This window comes from Kitasatospora sp. NPDC089509, assembly GCF_044749365.1.
In the GTDB taxonomy this organism is placed as follows: Bacteria; Actinomycetota; Actinomycetes; order Streptomycetales; family Streptomycetaceae; genus Kitasatospora.
In genome coordinates, this window is sequence record NZ_JBIVHS010000004.1 from 200,930 (window position 1) to 226,579 (window position 25,650).

Genomic DNA, 25,650 nt, shown 5'->3' on the forward strand with positions numbered 1-25,650 from the left:
GCCCCCCCCGACGATTTTCATAACCCCCTACACCCCCCCCCGGGGGGGGGGGGGGGGGGGGGGGGGGGGGGGGGGGGGGGGGGGCCCCCGCCCCGGGCCCCCCCCGGCCCGTATCCGCAGACGCGTACCGCCCAGCCGTCAGCTCCCGATGGAAAGAAGCAGTGCCCATGGCCCGCGACCTCACCCCCGGCTCCGGCATCCGCACCGGCCGGCTGAGGGTGTACCTCGGCTCCGCCCCGGGGGTCGGCAAGACCTACCGGATGCTGGACGAGGCCCGGCGCAGACAGGAGCGCGGGGCCGACGTCGTGGTCGGGTACATCGAGTGCCACGGCCGCCGTCACACCGAGGCCATGACCGAGGGCCTGGAGGTCCTGCCGCGCGTCCACCGCTCCTACCGCGACGCCGAGTTCGAGGAGATGGACCTCGACGGGGTGCTCGCCCGCCGCCCGTCCGTCGTCCTGGTCGACGAACTGGCGCACACCAACATCCCCGGCGGCCGTCACGCCAAGCGCTGGCAGGACGTCGAGGAAGTGCTCGCCGCCGGGATCGACGTCATCACCACCGTCAACATCCAGCACCTGGAATCGCTGAACGACGTCGTCCAGAAGATCACCGGCATCCCGCAGCGCGAGACCGTCCCGGACGAGGTGGTCCGCCGGGCCGACCAGCTCGAACTCGTCGACATGGCGCCCCAGGCGCTGCGCCGGCGCATGGCCCATGGCAACGTCTACAAGGCGGAGAAGGTGGACGCCGCGCTCTCCAACTACTTCCGGGTCGGCAACCTCACCGCCCTGCGCGAGCTCGCCCTGCTCTGGGTGGCCGGGCGGGTCGACGAGGGGCTGCGTGACTACCGGGCCAGCCACAACATCGACCGGGTCTGGGAGACCCGCGAGCGCGTGGTGGTCGCCCTCACCGGCGGCCCGGAGGGCGAGACCCTGATCAGACGTGCCGCCCGGATCGCCGACCGCACCGCCGGCGGCGACCTGCTGGCCGTGCACATCACCCGCAGCGACGGCCTGGCCGGCGCCTCCGCCGGCGCGCTCGCCCAGCAGCGACAGCTGGTCGAGACCCTCGGCGGCAGCTACCACGTGGTGGTCGGCGACGACATCCCGACCGCCCTGCTCGCCTTCGCCCGCGCCCACGACGCCACCCAGCTGGTGCTCGGCACCAGCCGCCGCGGCCGGATCAACCGTTTCCTCACCGGACCCGGCATCGGCGAGACCACCGTGGACGCCTCCGAGGACATCGACGTCCACATGGTCACCCACGAGTTCACCGGCCGCGGCCGGCTGCCCTCACTGGGCCGCCGCCACTCCCGGCGCCGCACCATCGCCGGCTACGTCGCGGGTCTGGTGATCCCCTGGCTGCTCACCGCGGTGCTCTCGCAGGCCCACGCCACCATCAACCTCACCACCGACGCGCTGATCTTCCAGCTCGGCGTGGTCATCGTGGCCCTGCTCGGCGGCGCGATGTCCGCCCTGGTGGCCGCGTTCATCGCCTCGGTGCTGCTGAACTACTACTTCATCCCACCGGTCCACAGCCTGACCATCGGTGAGACCAACAACATCGTCGCCCTGGTGGTCTTCGCCGCCATCGCGCTCGCCGTCTCCACCGTCGTCGACCACGCCAGCCGGCTCACCAGCCGGGCCGCCCGCGCCACCGCCGAGGCGGAGACCCTCTCCACCCTGGCCGGCAGCGTGCTGCGCGGCGCCGACGCGCTGCCCGCCCTGCTGGAGAAGTCCCGGACGGCCTTCGGGATGCAGACCGTCGCACTGCTCTCCCGCTCCGGCGGCGAGGTGCTCGCCCACTGCCAGGCCGAGCACCCGGAGGAGGACGAGTCGCAGCACGAGACCACCGAGGTCCCGGTCGGCGCCGACGCCGTCCTGGTCCTCACCGGCCGCCGGCTGCCCGCCGCCGACCAGCGGGTGCTCACCGCCTTCGCGGCCCACGTCGGCGCCGCCCTGGAGCGCGACCGGCTGGCCGTGGTGGCCGCCGAGGTCGAGCCGATAAAGGCCGCCGACCGGATGCGCACCGCACTGCTCGCCGCCGTCAGCCACGACCTGCGCACCCCGCTCGCCGCCGCCCGCGCCTCGGTCGGCTCGCTGCTCAGCCCCGACGTCGAGTTCTCGCCCGAGGACCAGACCGAACTCCTCTCCACCGCCGACGAATCGCTGGTCAAGCTCACCCGGCTGGTGGACAACCTGCTCGACATGAGCCGCCTCCAGGCCGGCGCGCTCACCCTGCACCTCACCGAGACCCACCTGGACGAGATCCTGCCCAGGGCGCTCGACAGCCTCCCCGACCCGTACGCGCCGATCCAGCCGCTCGACCTGGACACCGCTCCGCCGGTGCTCGCCGACCCGCCGCTGCTGGAGCGGGTGCTCGCCAACGTGATCACCAACGCGCTGCGGTACAACGCCCCCGGCGCGCCGGTGCTGGTCACCGCCAGCCACCACGCCGACCTGGTCGAGATCCGGGTGATCGACCGCGGCCCCGGCATCGCCCCCGAGGACCGGGACCGGGTCTTCCTGCCCTTCCAGCGGCTCGGGGACACCGACAACACCACCGGGGTCGGCCTCGGCCTGGCCCTCTCCCGCGGCCTCGCCGAGGCCATGGGCGGCAGCCTGGAGGTGGAGGACACCCCGGGGGGCGGCACCACCATGCTGCTCACCCTGCCCGCGGCCCCGGGGGGCTCCGAAGCCGATCCCTTCGAGGACGAGCCTTTCGGGAACGAGCCCTTCGAGCCCGACACCTTCGAGACCGAGAACGTCGCCACCGGGGAGGAACCACCGCGCCATGAGTGACCGAAGCGAACGAGGTGGGCGAACCGGCGAGAACTCCGAGATCCTCGTCGTCGACGACGAACCGGCGCTGCTGCGCACCCTGCGGATCAACCTCAGCGCCCGGCACTACGCGGTGCGCACCGCCGCCAGCGGCGGCGAGGCGCTCGACCGGGCCGCGCACTCCGTCCCGGACGCCGTCCTGCTCGACCTCGGCCTGCCCGACCTCGACGGCATGGACGTGCTGCGCGGACTGCGCACCCACAGCGCGGTGCCGATCATCGTGCTCTCCGGCCGCTCCGACGCCTCCGACAAGATCGGCGCCCTGGACGCGGGCGCCGACGACTACCTCACCAAGCCCTTCCTGATGGACGAACTGCTGGCCCGGCTGCGGGCGGTGCTGCGCCGGCCGGTGGGTGCCGTCCCGTCGGGCCGGCCGGTGATCGGCGACCACACCGTGGACCTCGCGGCCACCACGGTGCTCGGCCCGGGCGGCCCGGTGCGGCTCACCCCGACCGAGTGGCGGATCCTCAGCCTGCTGCTCGCCAACCCGGGCCGGCTGGTGCCCGGGCGGCAGATCCTGCGCGAGGTGTGGGGGCCCGCGCAGGAGGCGCGCGGCAACTACCTGCGGGTCTACCTCGCCGGGCTGCGCCGCAAGCTGGAGCGCGACCCGGCCCGGCCGCGGCACCTGATCACCGAGCCGGGGATCGGCTACCGGTACGTGCCGTAGCGCCGGGGCGGGACCCGGCGGCGTGGGCGGGCCGTCAACGGTCCGTCAAGAGCCGGTCGGTGGGCGACAGGGGAGCGTCAAGGCCGGTCGGGGGCGGTGCTCCGTGGTCGTAGTGTCGGTGGTGAAGCGAGCGGGCCCCGCTCCGTGGGGGAAGCCTGGGGCCCGTTTCGTCCGCCGTCCATGGACGGCCAGTAGTGGGGGAGGGGCGTGCGACTCAGGTCGCGCGCCCCTTGGCTTTCCGGTGCGGTCGTCCGCGCCGCCTCAGCAGTCCGTGCCGCCGGACTGCCGGGGCAGCGCCAGTGCCACGGTGTCCGCGAACTCCCGCACCGCGCTGGTCCGGCTGACCACCCGGCCGCTGTGCACCACCAGCCGGCTGTGCCCGCCCGCGAGCGCCCCGGCCAGGCTGTCCCCGCGCACCGCCAGCAGCTCCGCCGGGAACCCGGCGTCCACCCGGACCGGCGGCAGTCCGAGCGCCGCCCGGGCCTGGTTCGCCACCGCGTCGTACGCCGCCTCCGGGGCCAACTCCCCGGCGGCCGCGAGCAGATAGGCGGACTCCAGCGGGTCGGCCCGGCCGACCGGGTTGGACTGGTCCCGCAGCGCCCCGCTGCCCACCGCCACCGGCACCCTGGACGCGACCAACTCCCGCACCAGACCCGGCCGCTGGCCACTCGGCCGGCCCTCCAGCCCGGTGCAGCCGCCGTTCTGCGGCAGCCAGACCACCCGCACCCCGCTGGAAGCCAGCACGGTGGACGCGCCGCGCGCCAGCGCCCCGCACGGGCCGAGCACCACCCGGGGCCGCAGCGGCGCCAAGGCGCCTGCCAGCCGGGCGAGTTGGGCCGCGTCGGCGGCGGTGGTGTGCAGGTCCACCGGGCAGTCCGCCTCCCGGGCGGCCTCCAGCAGCAGCTGCACGTACCCGCTCGGGTCCGGGTCCAGCTCCGGGCAGCCGCCGGCCGCGGTGGCGCCCAGCTTGAGGGCCTCGCGCAGCTGGGCCCGCCCGTCCGCGCCGGCCCGGCCGGTGAGCAGCCGGGGCATCGCCACCGCCTGGAGCTCGGCCAGGCCGCGCAGCGCCTGGCGGGCGGTGAGCACCGCCTCCAGCCGGCGCAGCCCGTGCACGTCGCCGATCCGTACGTGGGTGCGCTGGGCGGTGGCGCCGTAGCCGAGCGAGGTGAGCGCGGCCTCGGTGACCCGGCGGGTGAGGTCGGCGGGGGTGTCCGGCGGCGGGGCGGGCAGGGCGGCGGAGAAGGCGGAGTCGTAGTGGGCGTGCGCCTCGGCCGGGGCCGGGAGGAGCAGGTAGCCCCGGAGGTCGATCCGGGCGCCGGTGGTGACGGTGGGGGCGCCGGGCAGGGCGGGCAGCGGGCCGAGGCTGCCGGCGGTGCCGACCGCCTGGATCCGGTCGCCGCTGATCCGGACGTCCACCACCCGTCCGTCGGCCAGTCGGGCTCCGGCGAGCAGCAGGACCGGGCCGTGTCCGAGCGGGTTGGCCGCCGGGCTGGGCCCGGGGTGCGGCCCGTCGGCGGCTGCGCTGTCCATCGCCGGCTCCTTCTCGCGCTGGCCAGTGGGGCCCGTGGGGCCCGTGGGGAGGGGGCCCCGAGGGGGATCGGCCGGTGCCCCGGTCAATGAGGGCCGAGCCTATGGCGCACGGGGGCGGGGTTCCGGGAGGCGGGCAATAGTCGTATCGGCTCGGGGCGCACGGCTTCCGGGTCGATCGAACGCCCGGCCTTGGATCGTCCGCGCGTGCACCTCGCCGACCTGCGGTCTTCGCCCCGGGATACGGATTTCACCTCTGGGCGCGGAACGTGTAATCTCTTCCTCGTTCGCCCCTATAGCTCAGTCGGTAGAGCGTCTCCATGGTAAGGAGAAGGTCTGCGGTTCGATTCCGCATGGGGGCTCTGGTGAAAGGCGGTCAGCTTCGGCTGGTCCGCTGATCACTGTGGCGGTGTAGCTCAGTTGGTAGAGCAAGCGGCTCATAATCGCTGTGTCACCGGTTCAAGTCCGGTCACCGCTACCCCGCGTAGTCGGTCGGGAGATCGCACTCCCGGTCGGCTACTCTTGTTGTGTTCTTATTCGTTGTCCAAGGAAGGCACTCCCGTGGCTGCCACCGACGTCCGCCCGAAGATCACGCTGGCCTGCGTGGAGTGCAAGGAGCGGAACTACATCACCAAGAAGAACCGGCGTAACGACCCGGACCGTCTTGAGATGAAGAAGCACTGCCCCCGCTGCAACTCGCACACCGCGCACCGCGAGACCCGCTGACCCTGTCGCAGGGCGCCGGGCCTGTGTGAATTCAGGTCTTCGACTCCGGGCCGTATCCCTCAACAGGGGGTGCGGCCCGGAGTCTTTTCCGTATCCGTCCGCGTTTCCGTCCGCGTTCCGAGGAGCTGCCATGGCGCTCGACCCGTCCTTCATCGGGCGTAGTTACCCGCCCACCGAGCCGTACGAGGTCGGTCGGGAGAAGATCCGTGAGTTCGCGCTCGCGATCGGTGACGCCAATCCGGCGTACACCGACGCGGAGGCCGCGAAGGCGCTGGGCCACCCGGACGTGATCGCTCCGCCGACCTTCCCGTTCGCGATCGCCTTCCGGGCGGCCGGCCAGGTCGTCGAGGACCCCGAGCTGGGCCTGGACTACACCCGGGTGGTGCACGGCGACCAGAAGTTCCAGTACAGCCGCCCGGTGCGGGCCGGCGACCGGCTGACGGTCGCGGTCACCATCGACAACATCAAGTCGCTGGCGGGCAACGACGTGCTCACCGTCCGTGGCGACGTGGCGGACGAGACCGGCGAGCACGTGGTGACGGCGGTCATAACGCTGGTGGCCCGGGCCGCCGACGAGGCGGGGGAGTGAGCGCGATGGCGATCAGCTACGACGAGGTCGAGGTCGGCACCCAGCTGCCGGCGCAGTCCTTCCCGGTGACCCGCGCCACTCTGGTGCAGTACGCGGGCGCCTCGGGTGACTTCAACCCGATCCACTGGAACGAGAAGTTCGCGCTGGAGGTCGGCCTGCCGGACGTCATCGCGCACGGCATGTTCACCATGGCCGAGGCGATCCGGGTGGTCACCGACTGGGTCGGCGACCCGGCCGCGGTGGTCGAGTACGGCGTCCGCTTCACCCGGCCGGTGCCGGTGCCGAACGACGGGGTCGGCGCGGTGATCGAGGTCTCGGCCAAGGTCGCCAAGAAGCTGGACGACCGCAAGGTGCAGATCGACCTGCTGGCCACCTCGGGCGGGCAGAAGGTGCTGGGGATGTCCCGGGCGGTCGTCCGACTGGCCTGAGGCGCCCGTCCTCCGCTGTGCGCCGCCCCGGCCGCCCGTTCCACGGGTCGCCGGGGCGGTCCGCGTTCCCGGGGCGGTCGGCGTTCCCGGGAGTCCGGATTCTCCGGGCGGTCCGGGGTCTTGCGAAGATAGTGATTGGTCACTAACTTTGCTCTCATGGCGAAGACGAGCATGCGGATGAGTGCGGAGGAGCGGCGCGAGAGCGTCGTCCGGGCCGCGGTGATCGAGTTCGCCAGGAACGGCTACCGCGGCACCTCCACCGAGGCGATCGCCCGCCGGGTGGGCGTCTCGCAGCCGTACCTGTTCCGGCTGTTCCCGGGCAAGCAGGCGATCTTCACGGCCGCCGCCGAGCGCTGCATCGAGGAGACCTGGAGGGTCTTCGACGAGGCGTCGACCGGGCTGACCGGCGAGGAGGCCGCCGCGGCGATGTCCGAGGCGTACATGGGACTGGTCGAGGACAGCGAGCAGCTGATGATGCAGATGCAGCTCTACGTCTCGGTGTTCGCCTCCCGGATGGCCGGCGAGGACGAGATCGGCGAGACCGCCCGGCGGCTGTGGGGGGAGCTGTTCGAGCGGGTCCGGGAGCGGGTCGGCGGGGACGTGCAGGGGACGACGGAGTTCTTCGCCTACGGGATGCTGATCAACACCCTGGTGGCGCTGGGCTTTCCCCAGGGGCACCGGATCTGGGACGGCTTCGGCGACAACGGGGCCGAGGACGACAAGGCGGCTGCGAGCAATGGGGTGGCTGCGAGCGACGAGGCGGCCGAGTAGCGGGTCGCACGGCGGGGTCCGTGCGGCCCTTTTCCGGGCCTCGAAAGTTAGTGATCAATAACTATCCAGGAAACTGTGGGGGAAGTCATGACGGACAACACGGCTGGGAGCGCCCCGGGGAGCACGGTCGAGAAACCGGGCCTGGGCCGCACCGGCGTCTGGACCCTGGTGATCACCGCCCTCGCGGGCTTCATGGCCGCTCTGGACAACCTGGTCGTCACCACCGCACTGCCGTCCATCCGGGAGGAGCTCGGCGGCGGGCTCTCCGACCTGGAGTGGACGGTCAGCGCCTACACCCTGTCCTTCGCCGTGCTGCTGATGTTCGGCGCGGCGCTCGGCGACCGCTTCGGCCGCCGCCGGATGTTCGTGATCGGCCTCACGCTCTTCACCGCGGGCTCGGCCGCGGCCGCGCTCTCGCCCGGCATCGGCGCCCTGATCGCCGCCCGCGCCGTCCAGGGCGTCGGTGCCGCGGTGTCGATGCCGCTCACCCTCACCCTGCTGACCGCCGCCATCCCGGCGGCCAGGCGCGGGGTGGCCTTCGGCATCTGGGCGGGCGTCAACGGCCTCGCCGTCGCCACCGGGCCGCTGATCGGCGGCACCCTGACCGAGCAGTTCTCCTGGCAGTGGATCTTCTGGGTGAACGTCCCGGTCGGCGTCCTCCTGGTGCCGCTGGCCGCCCTGAAGCTGCGCGAGAGCAGGGGCGCCAGTCCGGCGCTGGACGCGGTCGGCACGGTGCTGGTCAGCCTCGGCCTGTTCGGCGTCGTGCTCGGCCTGATCCGCGGCAACCCGGACGGCTGGACCAGCCCGCTGGTGCTGGGCGCGCTGGCCGGCGGCGTGCTGCTGCTGATCGCCTTCGTCCGGTACGAGCAGCGCGGCGCCGAGCACCCGATGCTGCCGATGCGGCTGTTCCGCAACCGGACCTTCACCGCCGTCAACGCCTCCGGGCTGCTGATGTCGCTGGGGATCTTCGGCTCGATCTTCCTGATCAGCCAGCACCTGCAGACCGTGGGCGGCTACACCCCGCAGGAGGCCGGCGTCCGGATGCTCCCGTGGACCGGGGTGGGACTGGTCGTCGCGCCGCTGGCGGGCCTGCTGGCCGACCGCTTCGGCGGTCGCTCGATCGTGGTCGGCGGGCTGGTGCTGCAGGGCGTCGGACTGGCGCTGTACGCGGCGGTCAACGTCGGGCTCGGGCACTACGCGTACGGTCCGGTGGTGCCCGCCGTGGTGATGTGCGGGATGGGCATGTCGATGTACTTCGCGCCGACCGCCGCCATGGTGATGGACAGCGTCCGGCCGGAGGAGCAGGGCATCGCCTCCGGTGCCAACAACGCGCTGCGCGAGGTCGGCGGCGCGCTCGGGGTGGCCGTGCTGGCGGCGGTCTTCTCGGAGCAGGGCGGCGACGGCACGGCGGGGACCTTCGTCCACGCGATGGCGCCCGCGCTGTACGTCGGGGCCGCGGTGCTGCTGGCGGCCGGGGCCTGCGCGCTGCTGCTGCCGGGCCGGGCGAAGCGGGCCGGGGCGGCGGCCGAGTCGGCGGAGCGGGCCGCGGCGGTCGAGCCGGCCGAGGCGGCCGAGCCCGCCGAGCAGGCGGAGGGGGACGAGCGGGACGAGGCTGCCACCGCGCCCGAGGACGGGCAGCCCGTCCCGGCCGAGGCCACGAAGGCCTGAGCGACCCGTCCGGGTCACGGGGGCGGCCGACCGGTCGCCCCCGCCCCCGTACGCTGGTGGGCGTGCTGGTAGAAAACGACGCCCCCCTCGCCCCGCTCACCACGCTCCGGCTCGGCGGCCCGGCCCGCCGGCTGGTGACCGCCCACACCGACGACGAGGTGATCGCGGCCGTCCGCGAGGCCGACGCGGCCGGTGAGCCGCTGCTGGTGGTCGGCGGCGGCTCCAACCTGGTGATCGGCGACGGCGGCTTCCCCGGCACGGTGCTGCGGATCGCCACCACCGGCTTCGCGCTGGACGGCACCGTGCTGGAGCTGGCGGCCGGCGAGGTGTGGTCGGAGGCGGTCGCCCGCACGGTGCGCGAGCACGGCCTGGCCGGGATCGAGTTCCTGGCCGGCATCCCCGGCTCGGCCGGTGCGACCCCGGTGCAGAACGTCGGCGCGTACGGCCAGGAGGTGGCCCAGACGGTCACCGAGGTGGTCGCGTACGACCGCGCCGACGACCGGGTGGTCACCCTGACGAACGCCGAGTGCGCGTTCTCCTACCGTCACAGCCGCTTCAAGGCCGAGCCGGACCGCTACGTGGTGCTCCGGGTGCGCTTCGCGCTCCAGGACGCCGACGGCCTCTCCACCCCGGTCAAGTACGCCGAGGTGGCCCGGCACTTCGGCGTCGAGCAGGGCGCGCGGGTGCCGCTGGCCGAGGCGTACGAAGCGGTGCTGGGGCTGCGCTCCGGCAAGGGCATGGTGCTGGACCCGGCGGACCACGACACCTGGTCGGCCGGCTCCTTCTTCACCAACCCGGTGCTCACGGCGGCGCAGTACGAGTCCTTCCGCACCCGCCCGGGCGCCGAGGACGCCCCCGCCTACCCGGCCCCGGAGGGCTGCACCAAGACCTCGGCGGCCTGGCTGATCGACCGGGCGGGCTTCGGCAAGGGCTACGGCGACGGCCCGGCGACGCTCTCCACCAAGCACACCCTGGCGCTCACCAACCGCGGTGCTGCCACCGCCGAGGACCTGCTGGCCCTGGCCCGGGAGATCCGGGACGGGGTCCGCGAGGCCTTCGGGGTGGAGCTGGTGAACGAGCCGGTGATGGTGGGCGTCAAGCTCTAGGCCCTGTCCGGCCTAACCGGCCGCGGGGACCGGTACGGGGGCGTCCACCAGCCAGCCGTCGATGTCCGCCAGCAGCTCCTTGCGGACGGCCTCCGGTGCGCACGAGCCGCGCACCGACTGCCGTGCCAGTTCGGCCAGTTCGGCGTCGCTGAAGCCCAGGACGTCCCGGGTCAGGTCGTACTGGGCGGCCAGCCGGCTGCCGAACAGCAGCGGGTCGTCCGCGCCGAGCGCCAGCGGCACTCCGGCGTCGAACAGCCTGCGCAGCGGCACCTCCTCGGGGCGCTCGTAGACGCCGAGCGAGACGTTGGAGGACGGGCAGACCTCGCAGGTGATCTGACGGTCCGCCAGCCTGGCCATCAGTCGCGGGTCCTCGGCGGCCCGCACGCCGTGGCCGATCCGGCCGGCGCCCAGGTCGTCCAGGCAGTCCCGGACGGACTCCGGCCCGGCCAGCTCGCCGCCGTGCGGGGCGGCCAGCAGCCCGCCCTTCCGGGCGATCTCGAAGGCCCGGTCGAAGTCCCGTGCCAGGCCCCGGCGTTCGTCGTTGGAGAGGCCGAAGCCGACCACACCTCGGTCGGTGTAGCGGACCGCGAGCCGGGCCAGCGTCCGGGCATCCATCGGGGACTTCATCCGGTTCGCCGCGACCAGCACCCGGATGCCCACCCCGGTGGCCGCGGCGGCCTGCTCGACCGCGTCCAGGATCAGTTCCAGCGCGGGGATCAGCCCGCCCAGCCGGGGGGCGTAGGAGGTCGGGTCGACCTGGATCTCCAGCCAGCGGGAGCCGTCCCGCCGCTCGTCCTCGGCGGTCTCCAGCACCAGCCGGCGGATGTCCGACTCGTCCCGGAGCACCGAGCGGGCGGTGTCGTACAGCCGCTGGAATCGGAACCAGCCGCGCTCGTCGGTGGCCCGCAGTTTGGGCGGCTCGCCGGAGCTGAGCGCCTCCGGCAGCCGGACGCCGTGCTTGTCGGCCAGCTCCAGCAGGGTGGCGGGCCGCATCGAGCCGGTGAAGTGCAGGTGCAGGTGGGCCTTCGGGAGGCCCCTGACGTCTCGCGGGTTCAACAGGCGTTCCATTCACCGATACTGCCGTATCCGGCCCCCAAACGGGAACCGCCCTCTTTCCGTCCCCCGAAGGGGTGAAAGAGGGCGGTGCCGCAACGGGCCCGAACCGTCAGTCGCGGGCCTCGCCGAGCAGCTTCTGCACCCGGCCGACGCCCTCGACCAGGTCGGCGTCACCGAGCGCGTAGGAGAGCCGCAGGTAGCCGGGGGTGCCGAAGGCCTCGCCCGGGACGACCGCGACCTCGGCCTCGTCCAGGATCAGGGTGGCCAGCTCGGCGGAGGTCTGCGGGCGCTTGCCGCGGATCTCCTTGCCCAGCAGGCCCTTGACCGACGGGTACGCGTAGAACGCGCCCTCGGGCTCGGGGCACAGGACGCCCTCGATCTCGTTGAGCATCCGCACGATGGTCCTGCGGCGGCGGTCGAAGGCCTCGCGCATCGCGGCCACCGCGTCCAGGTCGCCCGCGACGGCGGCCAGCGCGGCGCGCTGGGCGACGTTGGAGACGTTGGAGGTGGCGTGCGACTGGAGGTTGGTCGCGGCCTTGATGACGTCCTTGGGGCCGATCACCCAGCCCACCCGCCAGCCGGTCATCGCGTAGGTCTTGGCGACGCCGTTGACCACGATGCACTTCTCGGCCAGCTCGGGCAGCAGGGCGGGCAGCGAGGTGAAGGTCGCGTCGCCGTAGACCAGGTGCTCGTAGATCTCGTCGGTGAGCACCCACAGGCCGTGCTCCAGGGCCCAGCGGCCGATCGCCTCGGCCTCGGCCTCGGTGTACACCGCGCCGGTCGGGTTGGACGGCGAGACGAACAGCACCACCTTGGTGTTCTCGGTGCGGGCGGCCTCCAGCTGCTCGACCGAGACCTTGTAGCCGGTGGTCTCGTCGGCGACGACCTCCACCGGGACGCCGCCGGCCAGCTGGACCGACTCCGGGTAGGTGGTCCAGTACGGTGCCGGGATGATGACCTCGTCGCCCGGGTCCAGGATCGCGGCGAAGGCCTCGTAGATCGCCTGCTTGCCGCCGTTGGTGACCAGCACCTGGGAGGCGTCCACCTCGTAGCCGGAGTCGCGCAGCGTCTTGGCGGCGATCGCGGCCTTCAGCTCCGGCAGGCCACCCGCCGGGGTGTAGCGGTGGTTCTTCGGGTCGCGGCAGGCCTCGACGGCCGCCTCGACGATGTAGTCCGGCGTCGGGAAGTCGGGCTCGCCGGCACCGAAGCCGATCACCGGGCGGCCGGCGGCCTTGAGGGCCTTGGCCTTGGCGTCCACGGCGAGGGTCGCGGACTCGGCGATCGCGCCGATCCGGGCGGAGACCCGGCGGTCGGCGGGGCGGATGGACTGGTCGGGCTGCGGGGTGGAAGCGCTCATGCCTGCATCGTCCCAGAACCGGGACGGACCGGGCATCGCGGTTTCAACATCCGTACGGCTCCGGCCACATCGCGGCCCCGTCGATCCGGCGGTGGCCGCCGCCCCGGGCCGGACATCTGCCGGGCGGCCGGTCGTCCCGGAAGAAGAGGTTCGACCAAACACCCCTCGACCACGTACACTCGCTGCTCGACGGCCCGCCGAAAAAGACCGGAGCTTTCACCGCCTGTGCAGACAGCGGGGGGAGATGCGGTAGGTTGGTCGCCACACAGGAGTCGCAAGGCTCCGTAGGGCAATAGCTCAATTGGTAGAGCACCGGTCTCCAAAACCGGCGGTTGGGGGTTCGAGTCCCTCTTGCCCTGCTGCTTGAACCGTTTTCAGCCCGTTCGCTCGACAGAGCGAGCGGGCTTGATGCGGAGAGGGCACCGATCAGCACCGCTTAAGCCGACCGCTCGTGCCTGAAACGGGTACGCAGGTGATGTTCGGCCGGACCCGGATTCAGGTGAGGACGAGTGACGGAGACCACGGGCTCCACCGCAACGCCTGAGAGCGGCAACCCCGAGGGGACCGACGGCGCTGCCGAGACCGCTGCTGCCGAGGGCGACAAGAAGTCCGGCAAGCAGAAGAAGTCCGGCAAGCGGGCCAAGAAGGGCCTGTTCTCGCGGATGGGCCTGTTCTACCGCCAGATCATCGCCGAGCTGCGCAAGGTCGTCTGGCCCACCAAGGGCGAGCTCACCAGCTACACCGCCGTCGTGGTCACCTTCGTCGTGGTCATGATGGCCATCGTCTCCGGCCTGGACTACGGCTTCTCGAAGCTGAGCCTCTTCGTCTTCGGCTGATCGAACCCCACCCCGAGAACCACCCCCGACCCGGGCCGAAATCATCGGCCCGGGTCGAGCTGTCGGCGGCGGACGTACGCGCGCGTACCGTGGACTCGGTACTGTTGAAGTCTCCGAGACCTCTCCTGGCGCCCGCGCGAGCGGCCGCGCGCCGGGCCGGTTCCGGAGCGCGCCACCTTCACCATCTCCAGGAAAGAAGCAGCCACCGTGTCTGAGTCCCCCCTGTACGACGCCGACGAGACCGTCCGCGAGGCGGATGTCGCCGCCGAGCTGGACGCGGCCGAGCTGGCTGACGACGTCGAGTCCGCCGAGCAGATCGTGGACGCCGCGGACAGCGACGAGGACGAGGTCGAGGCGTACGACGAGGTCGAGGCCGGTGAGCCCGCCGAGGAGGCCGCGCTGTCGGTGGAGGACACCGAGGAGCTCGCCGCCGAGGAGTCGGTCGAGGACGCCGAGGACGCCGAGGAGACCGTCGAGGACGAGGTCGAGGTCGACCCGGTCGCCAAGTTCCGCGAGGACCTGCGCTTCGCGGCGGGCGAGTGGTACGTGATCCACACCTACGCCGGCTACGAGAACCGGGTGAAGCAGAACCTGGAGCAGCGCGCCGTCTCGCTGAACGTCGAGGAGTACATCTTCCAGGCCGAGGTGCCGCAGGAGGAGGTCGTCCAGATCAAGAACGGCGACCGCAAGACCATCCGCCAGAACAAGCTCCCCGGCTACGTCCTGGTGCGCATGGACCTCACCCCGGAGTCCTGGGGCGTCGTGCGCAACACCCCCGGTGTCACCGGCTTCGTCGGCAACGCCTACGACCCGTACCCGCTGACCCTGGACGAGGTCGTCAAGATGCTCGCCCCCGACGTCGAGCGCCAGGCGGCCAAGGAGGCCGGCAAGCCCTCGCCGATCAAGCCGAGCGAGATCCAGGTGCTGGACTTCGAGGTCGGCGACTCGGTTACCGTCACCGACGGCCCGTTCGCGACCCTCCAGGCGACCATCAACGAGATCAACCCCGACTCGAAGAAGGTCAAGGGCCTGGTCGAGATCTTCGGCCGGGAGACCCCGGTCGAGCTCTCCTTCGACCAGATCCAGAAGAACTAGTCATACGGTCTTCGGATTCGGGGCGGGGCCGAGGGCCTCGCCCCGAATCCGTTTTGGTCCAGCGGCGCGGACGCGTTAGCCTGGTTCGATGTGTGTGCTGGCGACCGGGTGTCGCCCCGGTCTCGCACGCACCAGCAATCACCTCTCGGAAGGACCCGGAGAGACATGCCTCCCAAGAAGAAGAAGGTCACGGGGCTTATCAAGCTCCAGATCAACGCCGGTGCGGCCAACCCCGCGCCGCCGGTCGGCCCCGCGCTGGGTCAGCACGGCGTCAACATCATGGAGTTCTGCAAGGCCTACAACGCTGCGACCGAGTCGCAGCGCGGCATGATCGTGCCGGTGGAGATCACGGTCTACGACGACCGTTCCTTCACCTTCATCACGAAGACGCCGCCGGCCGCGCGCCTCATCCTGAAGGCCGCCGGTATCGACAAGGGCTCCAGCGAGCCGCACAAGACCAAGGTCGCCAAGCTCACCAGCGCCCAGGTCCGTGAGATCGCCACGACCAAGATGCCCGACCTGAACGCCAACGACCTGGACGCGGCGGAGAAGATCATCGCCGGCACCGCCCGGTCGATGGGCATCACCGTCGAGGGCTGAAAAGCCCCCTTGTCCCCTGTGGTAGGGCCCGCGCAGGCCCGAGACACCACAACTCCATTCACCATTCAGGAGCAGCCATGAAGCGCAGCAAGGCCCTGAAGGCCGCGGACGCCCAGGTCGACCGCGAGCGCCTTTACGCCCCCCTCGAGGCCGTCCGCCTCGCCAAGGCGACCAGCACCACCAAGTTCGACGGCACCGTCGAGGTCGCCATGCGTCTGGGCGTCGACCCGCGCAAGGCCGACCAGATGGTCCGCAGCACCGTGATCCTCCCGCACGGCACCGGTAAGACCGCTCGGGTCCTGGTCTTCGCGACCGGCGAGCGTGCCGAGGCCGCGCGTGCTGCGGGCGCCGACATCGTCGGTTCCGACGAGCTCATCGACGAGGTCGCCAAGGGCCGCCTCGACTTCGACGCCGTCGTCGCCACCCCGGACCTCATGGGCAAGGTCGGCCGCCTGGGCCGCGTGCTCGGTCCCCGTGGTCTGATGCCGAACCCGAAGACCGGCACCGTGACCCCGGACGTCGCGAAGGCCGTCAACGAGATCAAGGGCGGCAAGATCGAGTTCCGCGTCGACAAGCACTCGAACCTGCACTTCATCATCGGTAAGGTCTCCTTCACCGACGAGCAGCTGGTCGAGAACTACGCCGCCGCGCTGGACGAGGTGCTCCGCGCCAAGCCGTCCGCCGCCAAGGGCCGCTACATCAAGAAGACCGCGTTCTCGACCACCATGGGCCCCGGCATCCAGGTGGACTCGAACCGCACCCGCAACCTCCTCGTCGAGGAGGACCCGGCCGCGGTCTGAGCCTCAGCGCTCTAGAGCAGTCCGTACGGCGGGCCCGTACCCCCTTCACCGGGGGTGCGGGCCCGCCGTCGTCGTTCCTCCGGGGCTTTTCCCGGGGCGGATGGGAACGGCTGACCGAGTCGTCGTACGCTCTGCCGGTCAGATCATGTGGAGAACCCGTGACCGTCGGAGCGTGCCGTGCCCTCCCTTCGCCCCGCCGTGCTCGCGGCGGCCCTGCTGCTGCTCGGCGCCACCACCGGATGCAGCGTGCTGGCCGTCCCGGGCACCCGCGTCCCCGGTGAGCCGGCGCCGATCCCGCCCAAGCAGGTGGTGCTCACCGCCGCCCAGGCGCTGGACGACACCGGCGGGGCCCGGATCGACCTGGTCCGGGAGGGCCCGGACGGCAGCCGGCGCACCGCGAGCGGCACGCTGGTCTGGGGCGACCGGGACGAGGCCGAGCTGACCGTCACCGACGAACTGGGCAGCGGGCGGCTGACCCTCCGGGACGGCGCGTTCGACCTGGCGTACCAGGGCGGCGCGACCAAGCACGCGGAGCGCGCCACCGCGGAGTCGCTCGACCCGGCGGCCGCCGCCGACCCGGGCGCCCCCGACCCGACTGGCTACGCGGGCGGCTGGATGACCGCGCTGGTCACCAACCCGGGCAGTCGGGCGTACGGGATGGCCCAGACCGACCGGCTGCGCTCGCTCGGCGGCGAGCAGCTGGCCGGGACCACCGTCGCGCACTACCAGGGGGCCGCCCCGGTGGCCGACTACTTCGGCGCGGACCGGGAGTTGAGCCCGGGTCAGCTCACCTCGGTGGTCGACTGGTACCGCCGGCGAGGGGTCGCGGAGATCGGCTACGACGTCTGGGTCGGGCCCGGCCAGCGGCTGTTGAGGCTGCGTGAGACGGCCCGGGGGAGTGCCGGAACCACGGTGACCACGACCGATGTCTCACCCTCCGGGTCGGGGGAGACGACGCCCACCGCGACCGGGTGACCGGAGCGGGAAATCCGGTGCGGTCCGGTTCCGGCGATCCGTTAGAGTCCGCTGAGAAGAAGCCGATGACCGGCTCTTCCGATGAACTTACCGGGGGTACCTCCATGCGCGTTGTCCGTCTCGCCTCGACCGTCGCGACCGCCGCCGTCCTGCTGGCCGCGCTCACCGCCTGCGGCAGCGGCAAGAGCGACAACAAGGCCTCGGCCGGCGACGGCAAGGACGCCGGTGCGGCCGCCGCCGCGGCCGGAGCGCCCGCGGACCCGAAGGCCGCCCTCGCGGCCGCCGCCCTGGTGATGCAGAAGGCGGGCAACGGCAAGGTCGCCATGACCTCCCCGGACGCCTCCAACCCGGGCGGCAGCGGCACCGCCGACTGGAAGGACCCGGCCAAGGTCGCCCTGGACGTGACCGGCGACATGGAGGGCAAGAAGCTCAAGATCCGGGTGATCGGGGCGGACGCCTACATCGGCAGCGACGATGCCGCGGCCCTCCAGGGGAAGCACTGGATCCAGGTGCCCAACTCGGAGGAGATGGGCGGCGCCTTCGCGGTGATGGGCCAGATGATGAACCCGGTCACCCAGCTCACCATCGCGGCCGCCAGCGGCAAGCCGAGCAAGGTCGGCCAGGAGAGCGTGGACGGCGTCCAGACCACCCACCTGCGGGCCGTCGAGGACACCGCCACCCTGGTCGCCGGGATGACCTCGCTCACGGCGGAGCAGCGCCAGTCCGTCCAGAAGACGCTGGAGGAGGACGGCAAGACCCTCACCGTCGACTTCTGGCTGAACGACAAGCAGGAGCTCGTCCAGTACCAGGAGTACGGCGACTCCAACGGCGCCTCCAAGGCCGTCACCGTGAAGTACTCCGACCTCGGCAAGGGCGGCAAGGTCGAGGCGCCCGCCGCCGGCGACCTCGGCTCCCAGGCCGACCTGCTCAAGCTGTTCGGCTGAGCAGGCCCGGAACCGACCGCACCGACCACCGGCTACCACCCCGGGCGCGTAGCGCGCCCGGGGGTTCTCAAGGGGGGAACACCATGGCTGGAACCCGCAAGACCGCCGTCGCCGTCGTCCTCGCCGCCCTGGCGCTGACCGCGACCGCCTGCAACAACAACGACTCGGACGGCAAGAACGCCGCCCCGGCCGCGACCGGCACCGCCGCGGCGGCCGCGACCACCGCCGCCGCCCCGACCACCCCGCCGGCCAAGGTGAGCCCGGCGGTCTTCCTGGAGCAGGTCAGCAAGAAGACGAGCGAGGCGAAGTCGGCCAAGATCACCGAAGAGGTCACCGTCGGTGGCATCCCGATGAAGATCGACGGGTCCATCGGCTGGGCCGACGGCCTCCAGGGCGACCTGACCGTGGACATGTCCAGCCTGCCCGGTGCCGAGCAGCTGACCAGCAGCATGGGCAGTTCGGCGTTCACGTACCGGTTCGTCAAGGACGGCATGTACATGAAGCTCGGTGGCCAGCTCCTGCAGTCGACCGACGGGCGGCACTGGGTGCACATCGGCTTCGACGACATGTCCAAGATGCAGGGTGGCGCCAATAGCGCCGACCAGATGCGGAAGGCCGACCCGGTCGAGGCGGTGCAGACCCTGATCGCCTCCGGCAGCGTGACCGAGATCGGGAAGGAGACGGTGGACGGCAAGCAGGCCACCCACTACGCCGGCACGCTGAAGGTCGCCGACCTGGTGGCGGCCAACGGCAGCAAGATGACCCCGGAGCAGGTCGACCAGATGAAGCAGAAGCTGGCTACCGCGGGGATCACCACCGAGGCGATCGACGTCTGGGTGGACTCCGACCAGCTGGTGCTGAAGCAGACCGGGCAGGCGGACACCAAGGCCGGCCGGATGACCTTCGGCGTCACCTACTCCGACTACGGCACCCCGATCGCCACGACCGCGCCCGACAAGGCCGACACGATCGAGATGGCCGACCTGGCGAAGCTCGGCAAGAAGGCCGGCTCCGGCAGCTGATCCCGGCACCCGACTGGTCCGTCCCGGTGGACGGACCGGCGCCGGGGCGGCCCGACCAGGGGGCCGCCACCGGCCGGGCCGGGTCCGGATGGCAAGGTGGCCCGGTGAGAGAGGAACGGACGATGGCGGGACGGCGGCGGCTGGCGGCCCTGGCCGTGGTCGCGGTGCTCGCGAGCGGGCTGACCGGTTGCGGCGGCGGCGAGGCGCCCGCGACGCCGTCGGCCGGCGCCAGCACCAGCAGCGCCCCCGCCACCACCGCCACCCCGACCGGACCGGCCAAGCCGACCGACCGTTCGCCGCACGGGGTGCTGCTCTCCGCCCAGCTGGCCATGCAGACCGCCCGCCGGGCCAAGGTCAGCTACCGGCTGGGCGCGGACGCCGGCTCCGGTCCGCTGTTCTGGGCCCCCAAGACGGCGCTGCAGATCAAGCGCTCCACCCCGGGCGACGCCGAGCAGCTGATCGTCGTGGACACCGTCGGCTACCAGGGTGGCGACGCGGCCACCGCGGCGAAGAACGGCGGCAAGCACTGGGAGCGGTTCACCGTCCAGCCCGACCCGGACGGGCACAAGGAGGTCCCGTACGCGGGGCTGATCGATCTGCTCAACCCGGTCGAGGCGTTGGCCGCGGCCAACGCCGACGGGATGGAGCCGAGCTTCGTCGGCGAGGAGAAGTACGAGGACTCGACCGTCGAGCACTACCGGGTGACCACCACCGCGGAGAAGTACGCGGCCGCCCAGTCCCAGCTGACCCAGGCCCGACGGGACGGCCTGCGGGCCGCGCTGGCCCCCGGCGGTTCGGTCTCGCTCACCCTGGACCTCTGGCTGAACGACAAGGACCAGCTGGTCCGGCTCCAGCGCACCGGCACCGGGGACAGCGGCCGGGCCGACGACTCGGTGGTCTACTCCGACCCGGCCGGCGCGCTGCTCTCGGCCCAGGCCCCGGCCGAGACCGACACCGTGGACACCGGCGTCCGGACGGTCTCCCCACTGGCCCGCTGAGCCCCACCGCGCCCTGCCGGGTTCACCCGTCCGAGGGCGATTTGCGTCGTCCGGACGAGTCCGGTTACTGTTGCCGAAGCCAAAGACCGCTGGTTGTCGCCGCGCCCCCGTCAGGGAGCCGGAGGCCGAAGGATCTGCGATTCGTCGCAGGCAGCCCGCGCAGGTGTGTCTGGAGCTTCGATTTCCGGGTGCCGCGTCCGCGCGACTGCCCGTAGAGGTCGTTTCGAGCCCCGTGCGCCTGCGCATCGGGGCTCATTGCATTTTGCAGGGGCTTTCCTTCCGTTCCGGTCGGTTCGAGGTGTGAATGGTCGACTTCGCGGTCGGCCGGACTTCGACATCACGGAAGGAGGCGTAAGCCTATGGCCAGGCCCGACAAGGCTGCCGCCGTCGCCGAGATCACGGACAAGTTCCGTGGCTCCTCCGCGGCGCTGCTGACCGAGTACCGCGGTCTCTCGGTGAAGCAGGTCAAGACCCTGCGTCGCTCGCTCGGCGACAACGCCGAGTACGCCGTGGTGAAGAACACGCTGACCAAGATCGCGGCCAACGAGGCCGGGATCTCCGAGCTGGACGACCTGTTCAACGGTCCGACGGCTGTTGCCTTCGTCACCGGTGACCCGGTGGAGTCGGCGAAGGCTCTGCGTGACTTCGCCAAGGAGAACCCCGCTCTCATCATCAAGGGCGGTGTCCTTGACGGTAAGGCGCTGTCCGCCGATGAGATCAAGAAGCTCGCGGACCTCGAGTCCCGCGAGGTGCTGCTCGCCAAGCTGGCGGGTGCCCTGAAGGCCAAGCAGTCCCAGGCTGCCGCGCTCTTCCAGGCCCTGCCGTCGAAGCTCGTCCGCACTGTGGACGCGCTGCGCGACAAGGTCGAGCAGGGCGGTGCCGGTACGCCGGCTCCCGCCGCCGAGGACGCGGCCGCCGAGTAATTCGGCAGGCTCACGCCTCGCTGCGGGCCCGTACGCCCGCCATCCCGTACATCCGGCACCACCTGCCGATTTAGTGGAAGGACGCCAATCATGGCGAAGCTGTCCCAGGACGAGCTGCTCGCGCAGTTCGAGGAGCTCACCCTCATCGAGCTCGCTGCCTTCGTGAAGGCCTTCGAGGAGAAGTTCGACGTCACCGCTGCCGCCCCGGTCGCCGTTGCCGCCGTTGGTGGCGCCGCCGGTGGCGCCGCTGAGGCCGTCGAGGAGCAGGACGAGTTCGACGTCATCCTCGATGGTGCCGGCGACAAGAAGATCCAGGTCATCAAGGAGGTGCGCACCCTGACCTCCCTCGGCCTGAAGGAGGCCAAGGACCTCGTTGACACCGCTGGTGCCAAGGTCCTGGAGAAGGTTGCCAAGGACGTTGCCGAGAAGGCCAAGGCCGCCCTCGAGGGTGCCGGCGCCAAGGTCACCGTCAAGTGACTTCTCGCCCCCTCTGAGGGGGCCTGAGGCCGGGCCGATCACCCTTGCGGGTGATCGGCCCGGCCTTTTGCGTTCCCGGGGCCCGGCCGGGGCGGCGGGGGAACCACCGGTGTGGCCGATCGCGCACTCGGCACTGTCGGCGGTGAGGAGTATGGTGATCACCGTCATCGAGAGTGGCCCCGACCACGGCTTCTGTAACGCCGGAGGGGTCTGGGCCGATAGACGGGTCGAGGTCCGCGCCGCCGGCGGGCCCTTGACGAACCTGGCGAGGCGCGCGATTCTCAAGGCGCGAGTCCGCCCGGGTTGGTGTGCGGCTGGATGCATAACCAGCGGCTCCGGCGGGAAATGACTCCACGTGAGTTAGAGCAGTACCCGGTGGGCGTTCGCGTCCGCCGGCTACCGGGAGGAGTCTCCGATTCGGTTTCCGAATCAGAGCTGGACAGCAGTGTCGCCTTTGGCTACACTGTCCCTTTGCGCTGCCTGTTAGCTTCTCCGTGACTCGTCGCCCGGAGTTTGCGTTGCCCTGATGGGGTCTGGCACCGCCTCCGCAAAGCGGCTCTGACCTGGGGTTTCGACCCCGGCGGAGGCCAGTGGCGAGGGAGGCGGAACCCAGGCCCAAGCAGGCCCGGCTGGTACGCGCGTAGTGAGCTCCGAGCCCTCGGAAGGACCCCCCTCTTGGCCGCGCCGCGCAACGCCTCGAACAATTCCGCCGCATCCACCGCCCCGCTCCGCGTCTCGTTCGCGAAGATCAAGGAGCCCCTCGAGGTCCCGAACCTCCTGGCCCTGCAGACCGAGAGCTTTGACTGGCTGCTCGGCAACGCGGCCTGGAAGTCCCGGGTCGAGCAGGCGCTGGAGTCCGGTCAGGACGTCCCCACCAAGTCCGGTCTGGAGGAGATCTTCGAGGAGATCTCCCCGATCGAGGACTTCAGCGGGTCGATGTCGCTGACCTTCCGCGACCACCGTTTCGAGCCGCCGAAGAACTCGATTGACGAGTGCAAGGACCGCGACTTCACGTACGCGGCCCCGCTCTTCGTCACGGCCGAGTTCACCAACAACGAGACCGGTGAGATCAAGTCTCAGACGGTCTTCATGGGCGATTTCCCGCTCATGACCCACAAGGGCACGTTCGTGATCAACGGCACCGAGCGTGTCGTCGTCTCGCAGCTGGTCCGCTCCCCGGGTGTGTACTTCGACTCCACCCTGGACAAGGTGTCCGACAAGGACATCTACTCCTGCAAGGTCATCCCCTCGCGTGGTGCCTGGCTGGAGATGGAGATCGACAAGCGCGACATGGTCGGTGTCCGCATCGACCGCAAGCGCAAGCAGTCCGTCACCGTGCTGCTGAAGGCTCTCGGCTGGACCAACGAGATGATTCTCGAGGAGTTCGGCGAGTACGAGTCGATGCGCAACACCCTGGAGAAGGACCACACCCAGGGCCAGGACGACGCGCTGCTGGACATCTACCGCAAGCTGCGTCCCGGCGAGCCGCCGACGCGCGAGGCCGCGCAGACGCTTCTGGAGAACCTGTACTTCAACCCGAAGCGTTACGACCTGGCCAAGGTCGGCCGGTACAAGCTCAACCGCAAGCTGGGCAACGCCGAGTCGCTGGACTCCGGCGTGCTCACCGAGCCCGACATCATCGGTGCGATCAAGTACCTGGTGAAGCTGCACGCGGGCGAGACCGAGTGGCGTGACGAGACCGGCCGCGACATCGTGGTCGAGGTCGACGACATCGACCACTTCGGCAACCGCCGCCTGCGCAACGTCGGCGAGCTCATCCAGAACCAGGTCCGTACGGGTCTCGCCCGTATGGAGCGCGTCGTGCGCGAGCGCATGACCACCCAGGACGTCGAGGCGATCACGCCGCAGACCCTGATCAACATCCGGCCGGTCGTCGCCTCCATCAAGGAGTTCTTCGGCACCAGCCAGCTGTCGCAGTTCATGGACCAGACGAACCCGCTGTCGGGCCTGACCCACAAGCGTCGTCTGTCCGCCCTCGGTCCCGGTGGTCTCTCCCGTGAGCGCGCCGGCTTCGAGGTCCGTGACGTGCACCCCTCGCACTACGGCCGCATGTGTCCGATCGAGACCCCGGAAGGCCCGAACATCGGTCTGATCGGGTCGCTGGCCTCGTACGGCCGGGTCAACGCCTTCGGCTTCATCGAGACCCCGTACCGCAAGGTCGTCGACGGTGTGGTCACCGAGAAGGTGGACTACCTCACCGCCGACGAGGAGGACCGCTACGTCATCGCCCAGGCGAACGCCCCGCTGACCGCGGACCTGCACTTCGCCGAGCCGCGTGTCCTGGTCCGCCGCCGTGGTGGCGAGATCGACTACATCCCGGGCTCCGAGATCGACTACATGGACGTCTCGCCGCGCCAGATGGTGTCGGTCGCGACCGCCATGATCCCGTTCCTCGAGCACGACGACGCCAACCGCGCGCTCATGGGCTCCAACATGATGCGCCAGGCGGTGCCGCTGCTGAAGAGCGAGGCCCCGCTGGTCGGCACCGGCATGGAGTACCGCTGCGCCGTCGACGCCGCGGACGTCATCACCGCCGAGAAGTCCGGTGTGGTGCAGGAGGTCTCGGCCGACTACGTCACCGTGGCCAACGACGACGGCACGTACACCACGTACCGCGCCGCCAAGTTCACCCGCTCCAACCAGGGCACCGCCTTCAACCAGAAGGTGCTCGTGGACGAGGGCGCCCGGGTCGAGGTCAACCAGGTGCTGGCCGACGGCCCGTGCACCGACGAGGGCGAGATGGCCCTCGGCAAGAACCTGCTCGTGGCGTTCATGTCGTGGGAGGGTCACAACTACGAGGACGCGATCATCCTGTCGCAGCGCCTCGTGCAGGACGACGTCCTCTCCTCGATCCACATCGAGGAGCACGAGGTCGACGCCCGTGACACCAAGCTCGGCCCCGAGGAGATCACCCGGGACATCCCGAACGTCTCCGAGGAGGTCCTCGCCGACCTCGACGAGCGCGGCATCATCCGGATCGGCGCCGACGTCGTCACCGGTGACATCCTCGTCGGCAAGGTCACCCCGAAGGGTGAGACCGAGCTGACCCCCGAGGAGCGCCTGCTCCGCGCGATCTTCGGCGAGAAGGCCCGTGAGGTCCGCGACACCTCGCTGAAGGTCCCGCACGGTGAGTCCGGCAAGGTCATCGGCGTCCGCGTCTTCGACCGCGAAGAGGGCGACGAGCTCCCGCCGGGCGTGAACCAGCTGGTCCGCGTCTACGTGGCCCAGAAGCGCAAGATCACCAACGGTGACAAGCTCGCCGGCCGTCACGGCAACAAGGGTGTCATCTCCAAGATCCTTCCGGTCGAGGACATGCCCTTCCTCGAGGACGGCACCCCGGTCGACATCATCCTCAACCCGCTGGGTGTCCCGTCCCGAATGAACCCGGGACAGGTCCTGGAGATCCACCTCGGGTGGCTCGCCAAGCAGGGCTGGGACGTCTCCGGCCTCGCCGACGAGTGGGCCCAGCGCCTCCAGGCGATCGGCGCGGACCAGGTCGAGGGTGGCACCAACCTCGCCACCCCGGTCTTCGACGGCGCCCGCGAGGACGAGATCACCGGCCTGCTGGACAACACCATCCTCACCCGTGACGGTGAGCGCCTGGTGAACTCCACCGGCAAGGCCCGGCTGTTCGACGGCCGCTCCGGCGAGCCGTTCCCGATGCCGGTCTCGGTCGGCTACATGTACATCCTCAAGCTGCACCACCTGGTCGACGACAAGCTGCACGCCCGTTCGACCGGTCCGTACTCGATGATCACCCAGCAGCCGCTCGGTGGTAAGGCGCAGTTCGGTGGTCAGCGCTTCGGTGAGATGGAGGTGTGGGCCCTTGAGGCGTACGGCGCCGCGTACGCGCTGCAGGAGCTGCTCACCATCAAGTCCGACGACGTCCTCGGCCGCGTGAAGGTCTACGAGGCCATCGTCAAGGGCGAGAACATCCCCGAGCCCGGCATTCCCGAGTCCTTCAAGGTGCTCATCAAGGAAATGCAGTCGCTCTGCCTCAACGTGGAGGTGCTGTCCTCGGACGGCCAGTCCATCGAGATGCGGGACTCCGACGAGGACGTCTTCCGCGCCGCCGAAGAGCTCGGCATCGACCTGTCCCGGCGCGAGCCGAGCAGCGTCGAAGAGGTCTGACGGAGGTCGGGCCGGCTCGCGCTCCTGAATCAAACAGAGCGTGCAGCCGGCCCGCCCCCAGGCCCCCCTCAGACCACAGACAAACTCTCG

Annotated in this window: 22 protein-coding genes and 3 tRNA genes; 22 read left to right on the plus strand and 3 right to left on the minus strand. The window is 71.1% G+C overall.

Annotation, left to right across the window (positions count from 1 at the left end; all coding sequences use genetic code 11):
• Positions 1-167: 167 nt before the first annotated feature.
• Both ACIP4P_RS10580 and ACIP4P_RS10585 read left to right on the plus strand, forming a co-directional pair.
• Positions 168-2,804: an ATP-binding protein gene (locus ACIP4P_RS10580; RefSeq protein ID WP_400916775.1), complete on the plus strand. Its 2,637-nt coding sequence runs from the start codon at positions 168-170 to the stop codon at positions 2,802-2,804.
• Positions 2,797-3,510, plus strand: a complete 714-nt coding sequence (locus ACIP4P_RS10585; protein ID WP_400916777.1) for a response regulator — start codon at positions 2,797-2,799, stop codon at positions 3,508-3,510. Before ACIP4P_RS10580 ends, ACIP4P_RS10585 begins: the two co-directional genes overlap by 8 nt.
• 261 nt (positions 3,511-3,771) lie before the next feature.
• On the opposite strand, the gene ACIP4P_RS10590 is transcribed toward ACIP4P_RS10585, so the two are convergent.
• The gene (locus tag ACIP4P_RS10590; RefSeq protein WP_400916779.1) at positions 3,772-5,040 is read right to left on the minus strand and encodes a hydrolase; all 1,269 of its coding nucleotides are present in this window, start codon (positions 5,038-5,040) and stop codon (positions 3,772-3,774) included.
• Between the two features lie 286 nt (positions 5,041-5,326).
• On the opposite strand from ACIP4P_RS10590, the gene ACIP4P_RS10595 reads away from it, so the two are divergent.
• From ACIP4P_RS10595 to ACIP4P_RS10630, 8 genes are all read left to right on the plus strand, one after another.
• Positions 5,327-5,399: transfer RNA gene (locus ACIP4P_RS10595), tRNA-Thr, on the plus strand.
• 43 nt (positions 5,400-5,442) lie between these two features.
• Positions 5,443-5,515 (plus strand) — tRNA-Met (locus ACIP4P_RS10600).
• 83 nt (positions 5,516-5,598) lie between these two features.
• Positions 5,599-5,763 carry a 50S ribosomal protein L33 gene (gene rpmG / locus ACIP4P_RS10605; protein ID WP_006604855.1) on the plus strand — a complete coding sequence of 55 codons (165 nt, stop codon included), beginning with the start codon at positions 5,599-5,601 and terminating at the stop codon, positions 5,761-5,763.
• Between the two features lie 130 nt (positions 5,764-5,893).
• Positions 5,894-6,352 (plus strand): MaoC family dehydratase N-terminal domain-containing protein, encoded by a 459-nt coding sequence (locus ACIP4P_RS10610; RefSeq protein WP_400916781.1) that lies wholly within the window; start codon positions 5,894-5,896, stop codon positions 6,350-6,352.
• A 5-nt stretch (positions 6,353-6,357) separates the two neighbouring features.
• Positions 6,358-6,780, plus strand: coding sequence for a MaoC family dehydratase (locus tag ACIP4P_RS10615; protein WP_400916783.1), 423 nt, complete (start codon positions 6,358-6,360; stop codon positions 6,778-6,780).
• Between the two features lie 156 nt (positions 6,781-6,936).
• On the plus strand, positions 6,937-7,551 hold the full coding sequence (locus tag ACIP4P_RS10620; protein WP_400916785.1) for a TetR/AcrR family transcriptional regulator: 615 nt from the start codon (positions 6,937-6,939) through the stop codon (positions 7,549-7,551).
• A gap of 87 nt (positions 7,552-7,638) precedes the next feature.
• Positions 7,639-9,219 (plus strand): MFS transporter, encoded by a 1,581-nt coding sequence (locus ACIP4P_RS10625; protein WP_400916787.1) that lies wholly within the window; start codon positions 7,639-7,641, stop codon positions 9,217-9,219.
• Positions 9,220-9,281: 62 nt separating this feature from the next.
• The gene (locus ACIP4P_RS10630; RefSeq protein ID WP_400916789.1) at positions 9,282-10,325 is read left to right on the plus strand and encodes a UDP-N-acetylmuramate dehydrogenase; all 1,044 of its coding nucleotides are present in this window, start codon (positions 9,282-9,284) and stop codon (positions 10,323-10,325) included.
• Between the two features lie 12 nt (positions 10,326-10,337).
• Here ACIP4P_RS10630 and ACIP4P_RS10635 read toward each other — a convergent pair whose 3' ends face one another.
• Positions 10,338-11,393, minus strand: coding sequence for an adenosine deaminase (locus tag ACIP4P_RS10635; RefSeq protein WP_400916791.1), 1,056 nt, complete (start codon positions 11,391-11,393; stop codon positions 10,338-10,340).
• Positions 11,394-11,490: 97 nt separating this feature from the next.
• The gene (locus ACIP4P_RS10640; RefSeq protein WP_350511359.1) at positions 11,491-12,738 is read right to left on the minus strand and encodes a pyridoxal phosphate-dependent aminotransferase; all 1,248 of its coding nucleotides are present in this window, start codon (positions 12,736-12,738) and stop codon (positions 11,491-11,493) included.
• A 286-nt stretch (positions 12,739-13,024) separates the two neighbouring features.
• Here ACIP4P_RS10640 and ACIP4P_RS10645 point away from each other — a divergent pair.
• From ACIP4P_RS10645 to rpoB, 12 genes are all read left to right on the plus strand, one after another.
• Positions 13,025-13,097, plus strand: a tRNA-Trp gene (locus tag ACIP4P_RS10645).
• 150 nt (positions 13,098-13,247) lie between these two features.
• Positions 13,248-13,574: a preprotein translocase subunit SecE gene (secE, locus tag ACIP4P_RS10650; protein ID WP_400916793.1), complete on the plus strand. Its 327-nt coding sequence runs from the start codon at positions 13,248-13,250 to the stop codon at positions 13,572-13,574.
• A 207-nt stretch (positions 13,575-13,781) separates the two neighbouring features.
• On the plus strand, positions 13,782-14,669 hold the full coding sequence (gene nusG / locus ACIP4P_RS10655; RefSeq protein WP_400916795.1) for a transcription termination/antitermination protein NusG: 888 nt from the start codon (positions 13,782-13,784) through the stop codon (positions 14,667-14,669).
• A 165-nt stretch (positions 14,670-14,834) separates the two neighbouring features.
• Positions 14,835-15,269 (plus strand): 50S ribosomal protein L11, encoded by a 435-nt coding sequence (gene rplK, locus ACIP4P_RS10660; RefSeq protein ID WP_350511356.1) that lies wholly within the window; start codon positions 14,835-14,837, stop codon positions 15,267-15,269.
• Between the two features lie 77 nt (positions 15,270-15,346).
• The gene (rplA, locus tag ACIP4P_RS10665) at positions 15,347-16,069 is read left to right on the plus strand and encodes a 50S ribosomal protein L1 (RefSeq protein ID WP_350511355.1); all 723 of its coding nucleotides are present in this window, start codon (positions 15,347-15,349) and stop codon (positions 16,067-16,069) included.
• Positions 16,070-16,246: 177 nt separating this feature from the next.
• On the plus strand, positions 16,247-17,044 hold the full coding sequence (locus ACIP4P_RS10670) for a hypothetical protein (RefSeq protein WP_400916797.1): 798 nt from the start codon (positions 16,247-16,249) through the stop codon (positions 17,042-17,044).
• Positions 17,045-17,148: 104 nt separating this feature from the next.
• Positions 17,149-17,988: a hypothetical protein gene (locus ACIP4P_RS10675; RefSeq protein WP_400916799.1), complete on the plus strand. Its 840-nt coding sequence runs from the start codon at positions 17,149-17,151 to the stop codon at positions 17,986-17,988.
• An 83-nt stretch (positions 17,989-18,071) separates the two neighbouring features.
• A complete protein-coding gene (locus ACIP4P_RS10680) occupies positions 18,072-19,010 on the plus strand; it encodes a hypothetical protein (protein ID WP_400916800.1) in 939 nt (312 codons plus the stop codon).
• Positions 19,011-19,132: 122 nt separating this feature from the next.
• Positions 19,133-20,008: a hypothetical protein gene (locus tag ACIP4P_RS10685; protein ID WP_400916802.1), complete on the plus strand. Its 876-nt coding sequence runs from the start codon at positions 19,133-19,135 to the stop codon at positions 20,006-20,008.
• Positions 20,009-20,367: 359 nt separating this feature from the next.
• Positions 20,368-20,931, plus strand: coding sequence for a 50S ribosomal protein L10 (gene rplJ, locus ACIP4P_RS10690; protein ID WP_350503606.1), 564 nt, complete (start codon positions 20,368-20,370; stop codon positions 20,929-20,931).
• A 90-nt stretch (positions 20,932-21,021) separates the two neighbouring features.
• Positions 21,022-21,408, plus strand: coding sequence for a 50S ribosomal protein L7/L12 (gene rplL, locus ACIP4P_RS10695; protein WP_350511350.1), 387 nt, complete (start codon positions 21,022-21,024; stop codon positions 21,406-21,408).
• Between the two features lie 675 nt (positions 21,409-22,083).
• Entirely contained in the window at positions 22,084-25,560 is a 3,477-nt protein-coding gene (gene rpoB, locus ACIP4P_RS10700) for a DNA-directed RNA polymerase subunit beta (protein ID WP_350511349.1), read from the plus strand.
• Positions 25,561-25,650 lie beyond the last annotated feature (90 nt).